General features: G+C 65.7%; 14 protein-coding genes, 1 tRNA gene and 1 pseudogene. 14 read left to right on the forward strand and 2 right to left on the reverse strand.

Features of this window, described 5'->3' with window-relative positions:
- Positions 1-218: 218 nt before the first annotated feature.
- The 7 genes from WAZ62_RS01000 to WAZ62_RS01030 all read left to right on the forward strand — a co-directional run bounded on the left by WAZ62_RS01000 (position 219) and on the right by WAZ62_RS01030 (position 6559).
- Complete coding sequence (locus WAZ62_RS01000; protein ID WP_422641668.1) at positions 219-845, forward strand: TetR/AcrR family transcriptional regulator; 627 nt, start codon at positions 219-221, stop codon at positions 843-845.
- Between the two features lie 133 nt (positions 846-978).
- The gene (locus WAZ62_RS01005; RefSeq protein ID WP_422641669.1) at positions 979-2019 is read left to right on the forward strand and encodes a rod shape-determining protein; all 1041 of its coding nucleotides are present in this window, start codon (positions 979-981) and stop codon (positions 2017-2019) included.
- A 58-nt stretch (positions 2020-2077) separates the two neighbouring features.
- The gene (gene mreC / locus WAZ62_RS01010; RefSeq protein WP_422641670.1) at positions 2078-3073 is read left to right on the forward strand and encodes a rod shape-determining protein MreC; all 996 of its coding nucleotides are present in this window, start codon (positions 2078-2080) and stop codon (positions 3071-3073) included.
- 6 nt (positions 3074-3079) lie between these two features.
- On the forward strand, positions 3080-3604 hold the full coding sequence (gene mreD / locus WAZ62_RS01015; protein WP_422641671.1) for a rod shape-determining protein MreD: 525 nt from the start codon (positions 3080-3082) through the stop codon (positions 3602-3604).
- Positions 3601-5496 carry a penicillin-binding protein 2 gene (gene mrdA, locus WAZ62_RS01020; RefSeq protein ID WP_422641672.1) on the forward strand — a complete coding sequence of 632 codons (1896 nt, stop codon included), beginning with the start codon at positions 3601-3603 and terminating at the stop codon, positions 5494-5496. The genes mreD and mrdA overlap by 4 nt, the downstream gene beginning before the upstream one ends.
- Before the next feature lie 73 nt (positions 5497-5569).
- Positions 5570-5645, forward strand: a tRNA-Lys gene (locus WAZ62_RS01025).
- A 203-nt stretch (positions 5646-5848) separates the two neighbouring features.
- Entirely contained in the window at positions 5849-6559 is a 711-nt protein-coding gene (locus tag WAZ62_RS01030; protein ID WP_422641673.1) for a class I SAM-dependent methyltransferase, read from the forward strand.
- Positions 6560-6689: 130 nt separating this feature from the next.
- On the opposite strand, the gene bfr is transcribed toward WAZ62_RS01030, so the two are convergent.
- Both bfr and WAZ62_RS01040 read right to left on the reverse strand, forming a co-directional pair.
- Positions 6690-7166 (reverse strand): bacterioferritin, encoded by a 477-nt coding sequence (gene bfr / locus WAZ62_RS01035; protein ID WP_422641674.1) that lies wholly within the window; start codon positions 7164-7166, stop codon positions 6690-6692.
- Between the two features lie 137 nt (positions 7167-7303).
- Positions 7304-7792, reverse strand: a complete 489-nt coding sequence (locus WAZ62_RS01040; protein WP_422641675.1) for a (2Fe-2S)-binding protein — start codon at positions 7790-7792, stop codon at positions 7304-7306.
- A gap of 391 nt (positions 7793-8183) precedes the next feature.
- On the opposite strand from WAZ62_RS01040, the gene WAZ62_RS01045 reads away from it, so the two are divergent.
- From WAZ62_RS01045 to WAZ62_RS01075, 7 genes and pseudogenes are all read left to right on the forward strand, one after another.
- Positions 8184-8615, forward strand: coding sequence for an RrF2 family transcriptional regulator (locus WAZ62_RS01045; RefSeq protein WP_422641676.1), 432 nt, complete (start codon positions 8184-8186; stop codon positions 8613-8615).
- 219 nt (positions 8616-8834) lie between these two features.
- Positions 8835-9800, forward strand: coding sequence for a sulfate ABC transporter substrate-binding protein (locus WAZ62_RS01050; protein WP_422641681.1), 966 nt, complete (start codon positions 8835-8837; stop codon positions 9798-9800).
- A gap of 41 nt (positions 9801-9841) precedes the next feature.
- Complete coding sequence (gene cysT, locus WAZ62_RS01055; RefSeq protein ID WP_422641677.1) at positions 9842-10714, forward strand: sulfate ABC transporter permease subunit CysT; 873 nt, start codon at positions 9842-9844, stop codon at positions 10712-10714.
- 14 nt (positions 10715-10728) lie between these two features.
- Complete coding sequence (gene cysW, locus WAZ62_RS01060; RefSeq protein ID WP_422641678.1) at positions 10729-11586, forward strand: sulfate ABC transporter permease subunit CysW; 858 nt, start codon at positions 10729-10731, stop codon at positions 11584-11586.
- A 12-nt stretch (positions 11587-11598) separates the two neighbouring features.
- Positions 11599-12660 (forward strand): sulfate/molybdate ABC transporter ATP-binding protein, encoded by a 1062-nt coding sequence (locus WAZ62_RS01065; RefSeq protein WP_422641679.1) that lies wholly within the window; start codon positions 11599-11601, stop codon positions 12658-12660.
- 48 nt (positions 12661-12708) lie between these two features.
- A complete protein-coding gene (locus WAZ62_RS01070; RefSeq protein WP_422641680.1) occupies positions 12709-13611 on the forward strand; it encodes a heme-dependent oxidative N-demethylase family protein in 903 nt (300 codons plus the stop codon).
- Between the two features lie 127 nt (positions 13612-13738).
- Positions 13739-13970, forward strand: a pseudogene (locus WAZ62_RS01075) (hypothetical protein); the annotation flags it as partial.

Here is a 13970-nt window from a genome sequence, read left to right on the forward strand (position 1 = left end):
GGTCACCGATCCGCTGGCGACCCTGGCCCTGCCCGAGACGGCGGCCCTGTGCGGCCCGCCGGCCATGATCGACGCCGCCGTCGCCGTCCTGACCGCGCGCGGCCTGCCGGCTTCGGCGATCAGCTTCGACAAATTCGCCGATGCGCGCGACGGGCTTGCCCGTACCGCCGCCTGATGGGCTAGGGTCGCTGGGGAATCACCTCTTGAGGATTCGCACCATGACCACGGCCCGCGGCCCGTCCCGGCCCCGCCAGCGGCGCTCGGACATCACCCGGGATCGGGTGGCCAATGTCGCCCTCGACCTGTTCAACGCGCATGGCTATACGCCGGTCACGACCAACGCGATCGCCGAAGCCTGTGGTATTTCCACCGGCAGCCTCTATTATCATTTCCGTCACCGCGAGGATGTCCTCTGGTATCTGTTCCAGCGGGTGGAGGCGCGGGTAAGGCCCCTGTTCGTCGAGCCGCCCTTCGCCGAGACGGGGCTTGCCCTCATGCGTCGGCAGTTGGCGGCCATCGCCGATCTTCTGTGCGAATATCGCTTCTTCTTTCCCGATCAGACGGCGATCCTGCGCCGGGACGAGCGGGTGGCCGAAGCCTTCACGCGCCTTCAGGCCGATGTCGTCGAGGCCATCGCCCGCCAGCTCGGCGATTTTCTGCGGCCCGCGTTGCAGGGAGGCCGGCGGGTGGCGCCGGACACGGCGGAACTGGCACGGGCGATCTGGCTGATGGTCACGAGCTGGATCACCTATCTCGTGTCCCGGGGCGAGATGGTGGATGCGCAGGCCATCGCCCGGGTGGTGCCGGTGGTCGTCGCGATCCTCGATCCGTTCATCCCGGCATGACGGCCATGCCCTCATGGCGGCGGCGGGCGAGATTCAGCGTTGAGCCGCGGCCAATGAGTCTTTAAAGAAGGGCGCAAGCTAGGCGGCGGGCGGTATCGCAACGTGCCCGCCCCCTCACCGGAGTACACTTTCGATGTTTTCGAAGATGCTCGGCATTTTGTCCGCCGACATGGCTATCGATCTTGGTACCGCCAACACGCTCGTCTATGTGAAGGGCCGCGGCATCGTTCTGAACGAGCCGTCCGTCGTCGCCATGGTCAGCAACCGCGGCAAGAAACAGGTTCTCGCGGTCGGCGACGAAGCCAAGATGATGCTGGGGCGGACCCCGGGCAACATCGAGGCGATCCGCCCCCTTCGCGATGGCGTCATCGCCGACTTCGAAGTCGCGGAAGAAATGATCAAGCATTTCATCCGCAAGGTTCACAACCGCCGTTCCTTCGCGTCGCCGCAGATCGTCGTCTGCGTGCCGTCGGGCTCGACCGCGGTGGAGCGCCGCGCGATCCAGGAATCGGCGGAAAGCGCCGGCGCCCGCCGCGTCTTCCTGATCGAGGAACCGATGGCGGCCGCGATCGGCGCCAATCTGCCGGTGACCGAGCCGACGGGCAGCATGGTCGTCGACATCGGCGGTGGCACCACGGAAGTCGCGGTGCTCTCGCTCGGCGGTATCGTCTATTCCCGCTCGGTCCGCGTCGGCGGCGACAAGATGGACGAGGCGATCATCGCCTATATCCGCCGCAACCATAATCTTCTGGTCGGCGAGGCTTCGGCCGAGCGGATCAAGAAGGAAATCGGTTCCGCCTGCCCGCCGGAAGACGGCCATGGCATGACCATGGAAATCAAGGGCCGCGACCTGATGAACGGCGTGCCCAAGGAGCTGATCATCAGCCAGCGCCAGATCGCCGAAAGCCTGGCCGAGCCGGTCTCGGCCATCGTCGAGGCGGTGAAGGTCGCGCTCGAGCACACGGCGCCGGAACTCGCCGCCGACATCGTCGACAAGGGCATCGTGCTGACGGGCGGCGGCGCCCTCCTTGGCAATCTCGATCTCGTGCTGCGCCATGCGACGGGCCTGCCGGTCTCGATCGCCGACGATCCGCTGACCTGTGTCGCCAAGGGCACGGGCCGCGCGCTCGAGGAAATGAAGACCTTGCGCCATGTGCTGACGCAGGCTTACTAATTCAGAACGATCCACAGGCTTCGGGGGGCGTCCGTCGTCCCCGGAAGGGATTTGAGACGTGCGCCAGCCGCAACCCCGGGTGAACAGCTTCACGGCGCCTGCCAAGGTGCTGGTGCAGCGATTCGCCTTCCTGGCGTTGCTGATCCTCTCCGCCGGGCTGGTCATCCTCGGCAAGGTCGACTCGATATTGATCGAGCGCGGCCGTTCCGTCGTCATCGACGTGATGGCGCCGGTGCTGGAACTCGCCGCGCGGCCCCTGCTGACCATCAAGGACGGCATCGCCGCGGTCGACGGCTGGTTCAATCTCTACGCCGAGAATCAGGCCCTGCACGAAGAGAACGAGCGCCTGCGCGCCTGGGCTTCGACCGCGCGGCGCCTGGCGATCGAAAACGCGACCTATCGCGAATTGCTCCATGTCCGGCCAGAGCCGCAGGTGCGTTTCGTCACCGCCCGCATCATCGCCGAAGGGGGCGGGCCTTTCGTGCGCACCATCGTCGTCGATGCCGGGAGCAATGCCGGGGTCGAGGCCGGGCAGGTCGGCATTTCGGGCACCGGCGTCGTCGGCCGGGTGTTGGCGGCGGGCGTCGAATCCTCGCGCCTCCTGCTGCTGACCGACCTGAACAGCCGCATTCCCGTCGCCCTCGAGGGGGCGCAGGCGCGCGGTGTGCTCGAAGGCGACAATTCCGGCCTGCCGCGCCTGTCCTATCTGGCCGCCGGCATCAAGGTTCATCCGGGCGACCGGGTGGTGACCTCGGGCATCGGCGGCATGTTCCCGCCCGGCCTGCCGGTCGGCGCGGTCGAGACGGTCGCCAATGGCGTCGTCCGGGTGCGGCCCTGGGTGCGCTTCGACAAGCTCGATTTCATCAAGATCGTCGAATACAAGGGCGAGCCGGGGCCGATTCCCGATCCCGCGCCGCCCACCGGGGCGCCGCTGCCCGCGCTGAATAGCCCCGGCGCCGCCGAGGCCCGGCCGGTGGAGGCGTCGCCGACACCGCCGCCGATCTCGACACCCACGCCGAGGCCGGTCCCGCTGGCGCCGACCGACGACCGGTAGGGCACCATGACCGAACCCTGGTCGCGCGGCCTTCTCGCCAGTCTCGTCATGCTGGTGCCGCCCCTCGTCGGCCTCGTCTGCGTGCTGATTGGCGTCGCGCCTTCCGGCATCTCCGGTCTCGATGCCGCGGGGCCGGCGCTCACCCTGATGCTGGTCTATTTCTGGACGATCTTTCAGCCGGCCCTGTTGCCGCCGGCGGCGGTTTTTCTCGTCGGCCTGCTGCAGGACATCCTGTCGGGCGCGCCGATCGGCCTTGGCACCCTCGTTCTGCTGGGCGTCCAGCAGTTCGTCGCTCACGAGCGGCGGGTGTTCACGGCGCGCACCTTCGGCATCGCCTGGTTCGGCTTCGGCATGGTCGCCTTCCTCGCGACGGCGGCCGGCTGGCTGCTCGGCTCCCTTCACGCCGGGCGGGGTATCGAGCTGCAGCCCTTCGTCATGCAGATGCTGTTTTCCATCACGCTCTATCCGCTGGTCAGCTGGCTGTTCGGCCAGATCGTCCGCGTCCTGAAATCGCTGGAGGACGCAAGGTGAGCAGCGAAAAGAACGACAACCTGCGGGCCAAGCTGCTGACGCGGCGCGCGCTCTTCCTCGCCGGCGGCCAGCTCGCCATGCTCGGCGTGCTGGCGGGCCGCATGTATCAGCTGCAGGTCGTCGATGGCGACCGCTACCAGATGCTGGCGGAAGACAACCGCATCAACCTGCGCCTGATCGCGCCCTTGCGCGGCCGCATCCTCGATCGTTTCGGCAATGAACTGGCGACCGGCCGGCAGAATTTCCGCGTCGTGCTGATTCGCGAACAGTCGGACGATGTCGACGCGACCCTGACCGGGCTGAACGCCATCGTGCCGATCCCGGAGCATCAGCTGCGCCGGGTCCGGCGAGAGATGGGCCGGGTGCGCGCCTTCATGCCGGTCACCGTGCTCGAGAACCTGAGCTGGGAAGAGTTCGCCGCGATCAATGTCCACAGTCCCGAGCTGCCGGGCATCCAGCCGGACGTCGGCGAGACGCGCTATTATCCCTATGGGCCGGAACTCGCCCATGTCATCGGCTATGTCTCCTCGGTCAGCGACAAGGATCTGGTCGACGACACGGATCCCGTGCTGCAGCTGCCGGGCTTCAGGATCGGCAAGAACGGCGTCGAGAAGATGTTCGACGGCAATCTGCGGGGCAAGGCCGGCGCTTCCCAGGTCGAGGTCAATGCCTATGGCCGGATGATCCGCGAGCTTTCGCGGGACGAGGGCCAGGCGGGCGAGGATGTCACCCTCGCGCTCGATCTCGCCCTTCAGCGCTTCGCCTATCAGGCCCTGGGCGAGGAAAGCGGTGCCGCCGTCGTCATGGACGTGCACACGGGCGAAGTGCTGGTGCTGGCCTCCACGCCCGGTTACGACCCCACGCCCTTCAATGTCGGCCTGTCCAAGACCGAATGGAACGCGCTGCGCAACAACCTGCGCAACCCGCTGAGCAACAAGCCGATCTCCGGGCAATATCCGCCCGGCTCGACCTTCAAGATGGTCGTGGGCCTCGCCGCGCTCGACGCCGGGGTGATCCAGCCGGGCTATACCGTCTTCTGTCCGGGGTCGATGCAGCTCGGCACCCATACGTTCTACTGCTGGAAGAAGGGCGGGCATGGCACGGTCGACGTCCAGGCCGCGCTCGAACAGTCCTGCGACTGTTTCTTCTACGATGTCGCGCGCAAGGTCGGCATCGACCGGCTGGCGGAGTTCACCCGCAAGTTCGGCTTCGGTGAAAAGCTGGGAATCGAACTGCCGGGCGAGAAGCCCGGCCTCATGCCGAACACGGCCTGGAAGACGAAGGCGCTGAAGAAGCCCTGGCTGCAGGGCGAGACGGTGATCGCCGGCATCGGCCAGGGCTATGTCCTGGCGACGCCGCTGCAACTCGCCACCATGACCGCGCGGCTCGTCAATGGCGGCAGGGCGGTGGTGCCCCGCCTGGCCAAGGCACCGCCCGGCACGGCCGAGGCGGCCCCGGCGATCGATGTCGACCGGCGCTGGCTCGACCTGATGCTGAAAGGCATGAACCGGGTGATGAACAGTCCGTCCGGCACGGCCTTCCGTTCGCGAATCACCGAACCCGGAATGCAGATCGGCGGCAAGACCGGCACCAGCCAGGTGGTCCGCATCAGCCGGGCCGAGCGTCTGTCGGGGGTGCGTCGGCGCGAGCAGGACAAGCCCTGGAACGAGCGCCACCACGCGCTCTTCGTCGGCTATGGCCCGGTGGACAACCCGCGCTATGCCTGCGCCGTGATCATCGAGCATGGCGGCGGCGGCGGTTCGGCGGCGGCGCCCGTCGCCTCGGCCATCCTGCGCGAGGCGATGCGCCTCGACCCCCTGTCGCGCACCGCGCAGGCGCCCGCCAACCCCGCGCCCGGCGGCGCCGATTCCACCCGGAAAGAGCCGGGCTGAATTTTTTTTGCGATGAACCCTCGACAAGGGCGCGGATGCTTAGTATAAGGCCGGCCTCGCGTCGATGACGTCGGGGCCGTTAGCTCAGTTGGTAGAGCGGGTGACTCTTAATCACTAGGTCAAAGGTTCGAATCCTTTACGGCCCACCAGGTTTACCCAGCCCTGCGAGTTCTTGGATTTCGGGAGATTCCATGAACTTGCGGGGCTTTCTTTTTTTCCAGATATGAATCGGGACATTGCTCTGGCGCGGGAATTCGTATTCCATGGCCGGCGGAGTGGGCTTGATGATTGTCGATGTGTCCGGGCGCGGTATCGCCTCCGGGGGCGCGACGTCGTTTGAGTCGGATTCTCGATGAATTCTTCCTGGAGCCGTGAGCAGGTGGAAACCCTGCTACGTTCGGAACCCTTCGGTTATCAGCGCATCGAACTGCCCTTCGGCCTCGCTACTCCCGGCGACGACCGGCGCGTGACGGCGGATCGCATCTTTCCCGCCGACATGACCGGCAAGAGCGTGCTCGATCTGGGCTGCAACTCCGGCTATTTCTGCTTCGAGGCCCTGCGCCGCGGCGCGACCCGCGTTGTCGGTGTCGATCACAGCGAGACGGCGATCCGGGGCGCGCGCAAGCTGGCGGATTGCCTTGGCGTCACCGCCGACTTCCAGGTGCGGGACTGGAACACCGCGCCGCTGGCCGGGAGCTTCGACTATGTGCTGTGCCTCAATGTGCTGCACCATCTCGACAATCCGATGCTCGTCCTCGATCAGCTGATCGCGGCGACGAAGGGCAGTCTGGTGATGGAGATGGCGGGCCTCGGCTTTCACACTGTGCGGCGCCGGCTGTCGATCCTGCCGCTGTTCACGGTGCTGTTCTCGCGCTGCCCCGTCATCTATGTCGGGCGGGAGAAGAAGCCGGCGGCCGGTCGCGAGCGACCGAAGGTGAAATATTACATCACCGAAGCGGCCATGAAGAATCTGCTGATGCGCCGCCTGGGCGACTTCAGCCGGGTCGAACACGGCAAATCCCAGTTCAAGGGCCGCTATCTCGTGATCGGCCACCGCGCCTAGAGCATCTTGAGGCGAAGGGGAGCCCGGTTCGCCGTCCGAAGATGCGTCAAATCAAAAGGTTAGAGCATCGGCGGAATGACACTCATTCCGCCGATGCTCTAGCGCGCGGCGGCCGGGCAGGCGCTAGGCTTCAGCTCGGCTCGCCGATCTGGGTCTGCAGGAAGTTCTGCACGCCGACTTTCTCGATCAGCTCGATCTGGGTTTCGAGATAGTCGATGTGTTCCTCGGTATCGTCGAGAATCTCGCGCAGCAGCGTGCGCGAGACGTAGTCCTGTGCCGATTCGCAGGCTTCGATGCCCTTCAGCAGCACGGCATGGCCGCGCTTCTCGACCACGAGATCGGCCGCCAGGCCTTCGGGCACGGTCTCGCCGATGCCGAGCTTGTGCAGGTCCTGCAGGTTGGGCAGGCCCTCGAGCAGCAGGACGCGCTTGATCAGCTTGTCCGCGTGCTTCATCTCTTCGATGGATTCCTTGTATTCGTGCTTTGCCAGTCGCTCGAAGCCCCAATTTTCGTAAATACGGGCATGAAGAAAATACTGGTTCACCGCCGTCAATTCGTTGGTGAGCACTTCATTCAGGAATTTTATGACGTTACGGTCGCCCTTCATGGCCAATCTCCTCGGTCTATTGCAATCGCCTCGCATAATCTCATGCCGGCGCGCTGATCCATGGCGAAAGTATTACATCGCGCATGGATCCGTTCAACGAAGACCGCGAGGTCGGGGGATTTGCCGCCGGGCGGGGATTATTCGGCGGCGAGCAGATAGTGAACCGGGGCGGGCGCGGCGTGATCGTGGCCGGGCGCGGGGCCCCGGGCATCGAGATGGCGGCAGGCCGTGATCATGCCGCGCATTTCGCCGACGCATTTGCCGCATTGAGCCTTGCAATCCAGTTCGCGAAAGATAGCGGCGGGCGAATGAGCGCCATCGGCGATCGCCTGGTCCACGGCGCGGCGGTTGAGGCCGTTGCAATTGCAGACATACATGATCAGGCGCCTGTTCGAATCCCGTCCAGAAGACGATTGCCAAACCGAAGGAGCAGCATCGCGCCGCAGTTGAGACGCGCTTGCACTTGCATATAGCGTGCGGCGGGCGCATTGTCGAGGCATATGCGATTGGTTCTCAATCGCGATGATCGCTTTCCGCCCCTCGCCGGTCCTGGCCGGCGAATCGGAAGCCGCCCGAAACGGGACCCGATACAGGGCCGGAAACAGGGGATTTGGTGGCATGTTCATGTGGCAATCCGGCTCGGCCCTTGGCTCTCTCGCCGCGCTGCTGCGGCAACTCGAGCGCTCGATGGGCGTCGACGCCGCGCGCGTGCCGCCCTTTGTCCGGACCGATGACCTGGAGGGGCGGGCGAGGCCCCGCCCGCTCGGGGTGGCAATAAAACATGATAAATAATGTAAATAAATTCAGAGATCGACATTTTTCGCGTTAAATGTAATCGTGCCTGTAGATAGCTGAAAATCTACAGGTGCTCGTTGTGCATAATGCCCAGGCCATCGCCCTTTGCCGGATCGAAAACCTCGCCGGCGGCTTCGCTTTCGCGGGGGCCAGCGCCTTCGTCCTGATGCTCGTTTTCGGCATCTATTGACCGTGGAGCCCCGGCCGCCTTAGCTGGCGGTCATGATTTCGCAAAAGGCCAAATACGCCTTCAAGGCTCTGCTCGTGCTGGCATCGCGGCCGGGCGAGACGGTGGCGATCGAGGATATCGCCGCGCACAGCGGGGTGCCCCGCAAATTCCTCGAACATATTCTGCTCGATCTGAAGGCCGCCGGCTTCATCGCCAGCCGGCGCGGCCGGGCGGGCGGCTACATCATGGCCCGCGCCGCGGAAAGCATGACGGTCGGGTCCGTGCTCCGGGTCATCGATGGCCCGGTGGCGCCCTTGCCCTGCTTGTCCCAGCACCATTATCGGCCCTGTGAGGATTGCGCCGACGAAGCCGCCTGTGGCGTGCGGCGCCTGTTCGCCCGCGCTTATGGCGCCATGGTGCTCGTGCTCGACAAAACCACGCTGGCCGATGCCGACGTTCTCGGCTTGGCGGGCGGGGATATATAAACGATATTATGGTGTAGTATAAATAATTCTCCACAAACTGTGTTTGACAAACACGATGAAATCAGTCGTGATTTGTGCATTGATGTGGCACAACAGTCCCCGCGAGGGGTGGAGGACGGCATGTTCGATAGGCATCAAGGGAACCGGCGCCCGCACGGCCGGACGATGGCCGGTAAGGTTCGCCGACTGGCTTCGGCGCTGGTGCTGGGCGCGGCCGTGATGGCGGCGCCGGTGCTGTCGGCGCGGGCCGACACGACGCTGCTCAATGTCTCCTATGATCCGACGCGCGAGTTCTACAAGGATTTCAACGAAGCCTTCGCCGCCCACTACAAGAAGGAAACCGGCGAGACCGTCACCCTTCAGGCCTCGCATGGCGGCTCGGGCAAGCAGGCGCGTTCGGTCATCGACGGCCTCGAGGCCGATGTGGTGACCCTCGCCCTCGCCAGCGATATCGATGCCATCGCCGACAGGGGCCTGATCGCCCCCGACTGGCAAAAGCGCCTCGCCGACAACAGCTCGCCCTATACCTCGACCATCGTCTTCCTGGTGCGCAAGGGCAATCCCAAGGGCATCAAGGACTGGAATGATCTGGTCGCCGATGGCGTCGAGGTCATCACCCCGAACCCCAAGACCTCGGGCGGCGCGCGCTGGAACTATCTGGCGGCCTGGGCCTATGCCCTGAAGCACAACGGCAATGACGAAGCCAGGGCGAAGGACTTCGTCGCCCGGCTCTACACCCATGTGCCCGTGCTCGACACCGGCGCCCGGGGCTCCACGACGACCTTCGTCCAGCGCGGCATCGGCGACGTGCTGCTGGCCTGGGAAAACGAGGCCTTTCTCGCCCTGAAGGAACTCGGCCCCGGCGAATTCGAGATCGTCGTGCCGTCCCTGTCGATCCTGGCCGAGCCGCCGGTCGCCGTCGTCGACAAGGTCGTCGACAAGCGTGGCACCCGCAAGCAAGCCGAAGCCTATCTGAACTACCTCTATTCCACGGAAGGTCAGGCGCTGGCGGCCAAGTGGTTCTATCGCCCGCGTGACCCGGCGGTCGCGGCCAAGTATAAGGATATCTTTCCGAAGGTCGAACTGGTGACCATCGACGATGCGGCCTTTGGCGGCTGGCGCAAGGCGCAGGCCACGCATTTCGGTGACGGCGGCGTGTTCGATCAGATCTACAAGCCGAAATAAGGTCAGGTCCCGCGCATGAGCCGCAACCGGAACAATACCGCATGAATTGGTCACCGGCCCGGTTGCGGCGGCCGAGCGTCATCCCGGGTTTCCGGCTGACGCTCGGTTTTTCGCTCGCCTATCTCTTCCTGATCGTCCTGATTCCGCTGGGCGCCCTTCTCCTGAAGGCGAGCGAGCTTGGCATCGGCGGCATGTTGGCCATCGCCTTTGACGCGCGGGTGCTGGCGGCGCTGAAACTGTCCTTCGGCGCCTCCTTCGTCGCCGCCCTGATCAATGGCGTCTTCGGCCTCGTCCTCGCCTGGGTGCTGGTCCGTTACCGTTTTCCGGGCAAGAAGATCGTCGACGCCATCGTCGACCTGCCCTTCGCCCTGCCGACGGCGGTCGCCGGCATCACCCTGGCGACGCTTTATGCCAAGAACGGCTGGGTCGGCGCCCTGTTCGGGCCGCAGACCTGGGTCGGCTCGCTGTTCGGGCCCAAGGGCCTGATGATCGCCTATACGCCGCTCGGCGTCGTGCTGGCGCTGACCTTCGTCGGCCTGCCCTTCGTCGTCCGCACGGTGCAGCCGGTATTGGCGGATTTCGACGCCGAGACCGAGGAGGCGGCGGCCAGCCTCGGCGCCTCGCGGCTCTCGACCTTTACCCGGGTGATCTTTCCCGCCCTGCTGCCGGCCCTGACCACCGGTTTCGCCCTCGCCTTCGCCCGCGCGGTCGGGGAATATGGTTCGGTGATCTTCATCGCCGGGAATATTCCCATGGTCTCGGAAATCGCGCCGCTGCTCATCGTCACCAAGCTCGAGGAATATAATTACGCCGGCGCGGCGGCCATCGCGGTCGTGATGCTGGCGATTTCCTTCGTGCTGCTGCTCGTCATCAACCTGCTCCAGCGCTGGAACCAGTCGCGGATGCGGGCCTGACCCGGAAAGACACCATGGACGGCGCCCCCCGCAGCAATGACGCGACGACCGAAGGCCCTTTCCTGCGCCTCGGGCTGTCGGGCATCGCCCTGCTCTATCTCGCCCTGTTCCTCGTCCTGCCCCTGGTCGCCGTCTTCGTCGAGGCTTTCGCCAAGGGGCTCGGCCCCTTCCTCGCCGCGGTGACCGAGCCCGATGCCCTGTCGGCGGTGAAGCTCACCCTGATCGTCGCGGCGATCTCGGTGCCGATGAATCTCGTCTTCGGCGTCGCCGCCGCCTGGGCAATCGCGAAATACGAATTCTGGGGCAAGAGCTTCCTGATCACGCTGATCGACCTGCCCTTCTCGGTCTCGCCGGTGATCTCGGGCCTTGTCTATATCCTGCTGTTCGGGGCGCAAGGCCTGCTCGGCCCCTGGCTCTACGAGCATGACATCAAGATCATCTTCGCCGTGCCCGGCATCGTGCTGGCGACGATCTTCGTCACTTTCCCCTTCATCGCGCGCGAACTGATCCCGCTGATGCAGGAACAGGGCACCTCGGAAGAGGAGGCGGCGATCTCGCTCGGCGCGTCCGGCTGGCAGACCTTCCGGCGCGTCACCCTGCCCAACATTCGCTGGGGCCTGCTTTACGGCGTACTCCTGTGCAATGCCCGGGCGATGGGGGAATTCGGCGCGGTCTCGGTTGTCTCGGGCCATGTTCGCGGCCTGACCAACACCATGCCGCTGCATGTCGAGATCCTCTACAACGAGTATAATTTCACCGCGTCCTTCGCGGTCGCTTCCCTGCTCGCGCTGCTCGCCCTCGTCACGCTTATCCTGAAGAGCGTGCTCGAATGGCGTTACGGCGACGAGATCGCGGCTTCGGCGCGCCACTGATCGGCAGGCTTCATGGGTATCGACATCAAATCGGTGAACAAGCGCTTCGGTGGTTTCGAGGCGCTGCGCGACGTCAATCTCTCGGTCGCGCCCGGCGAATTCCTCGCGCTGCTCGGCCCCTCGGGCTCGGGCAAGACGACATTGCTGCGGATCATCGCCGGCCTCGAATTCGCCGACGAGGGCCAGGTGCTGTTCGATGGCCATGACGTGTCGGAGCGCTCGGTGCGCGACCGCCACGTCGGCTTCGTGTTCCAGCACTATGCGCTGTTCAAGCATATCACCGTGGCCAAGAACATCGCCTTCGGCCTCGAAGTCCGGCCCCGGGCGAGCCGCCCCTCGCGCCAGGATATCGACGAGCGGGTGCAGCGCCTGCTGCAACTGGTGCAGCTGCCGGGCCTTGGCGGGCGCTATCCGACCCAGCTTTCGGGCGGCCAGCGCCAGCGCGTGGCCCTGGCCCGGGCGCTCGCGATCGAACCCAGGGTCCTGCTGCTCGACGAGCCTTTCGGCGCGCTCGACGCCAAGGTGCGCAAGGAATTGCGCCGCTGGCTGCGCAAGCTGCACGACGAGATGGGCATCACCACCGTCTTCGTCACCCACGATCAGGAAGAGGCGCTGGAAATCGCCGACCGCGTCGTCGTCATGAGCAAGGGCGTGATCGAACAGGTCGGCCCGGCGCAGGAAGTCTACGACCAGCCGGCGACCCCCTTCGTCTATGATTTCCTTGGCAATACCAACCGGCTGCCGGCCTCGGTGCGGGGCGGTATCGCCAATGTCGCCGGCCTGCTGGTGCCGGCGCCCGAGGTCCCGGACGGCGCGGGCATCGCCTTCGTCCGGCCCCATGAATTCGACCTCCGCCCCTCGGGCACCTATGGCGGGATCGAGGGCATCATTTCCCATGTCTTCGCCAATGGCCCGATCCTGCGCATCGAGGTGAACGTGCCTGCCGTCCATGTCGCCGTCGACCTGCAGGTCGAGGTCGAGGCCATGCGCCAGGGGGTGGACGGATTGTCGCTGTCCCGGGGGGCGAGGGTTGCGCTGGCCCCCCGAAATATACGAATCTTTCCCGATCATTGAGCGCGGCTCGTCTCCGACCCCGGGGGCCGCCGTCGGGAGTGTTGCGTCGTGATTCCCTATGTGCCCTTTTCCGCCGGCCCCTATCGCATCCAGATGGGGCTTTCCACCCTCGACCTCGCCGAGTGGATCCAGATCGACGACCGTTATGACGTCGAGCTGGCGGAAAAGCGCCGGCTGGTTTCCGGCCTGCATCCCGCCGTCTTCGGCGCCCTGCCGGACACGGAGCGGATGGGGGCCGAGGTCCTCGCCCTCCTGGTGGACCATCTGCCCCGCCGCTACCCCGGGCGTTTCGCGGTCGAGGGGGACGACGAAGTCCTGGTCGATCGCATCGGCGGCATCCGCCACGACCTGCGCGATGCCGCGCTTCACCCGCTCGACCGCGCGGGCCGCCTCGTTCAGGAGGATCTCGTCCTGATGGCCTCGGCCGGCGAGGGCGAGCCTTACCGCCTCGTCGCCGCCTCCTTGTGTTTTCCCTCGCGCTGGGCGCTCGCCGACAAGCTGGGCCAGCCCCTTGAAGGGATCCACGGCCCGGTGCCCTTCTACAAGGAGAAGCTGGCGGCGCCGATGGACCGTTTCTTCCCGCTCCTGAAGGAAGACCGGCCGGTCGTGCGCGCCAACTGGTCGCTGCACGACGATCCCGCCCTGTTCCAGCCCGCCGGTCATGGCGACCGGCCGGCGGTGCCGCCGATCACCGTCGCCGATGTCGGCCAGCGCCTGCATCTGCGCTCGGAGCGTCAGACCCTGCGCCGCCTGCCGGTGACGCAGGGCATATTGTTCACGATCAGGACGTATCAGTGCCCGGTGGCCGAGGTCGCGGCCGAGCCTGAAAACGCCGCCCTGCTGGCCGAGGCCCTGGCCGCCATGCCGCCGGAAACCCTGGCCTACAAGGGCATGACCCATCACGCCGCGACCCTGATCGCCTATCTCCGCGCGGCCGCGCCGGCCGTCTGAGGTTTGTGGTCGCCGGGCCACAGCGGCGGGTGCATGGGCGGTCTGTGACCGCCGTTACTTGCATTGTTCGATGGATGTTCCAGAATGAGGCCGCGCCAGGGGGATGGCGCGGGAACAGGTGTATTCAATGCGATCCGTCGGCGATCTTTCAATTCTTGCCCTTTGTCTCGGCCTCGCGGTTGTCACGCCGCTCGCCGCCGCCGGGGCACAGGAAGGCACCCCGGGGCCGCTGATCCTGACGCCGTCGCCGGCGATCACCGCCGCGATCACGCCGCCCGCGCCCGCTGTCCCGGCCGCCGATCCGTCGACGATCGTATCGCCCCCGGTCACCGACACGGACGAGCCGCGCACCACCGGCA

It is taken from the genome of Zavarzinia sp., from assembly GCF_049306435.1.
GTDB lineage: Bacteria > Pseudomonadota > Alphaproteobacteria > Zavarziniales > Zavarziniaceae > Zavarzinia.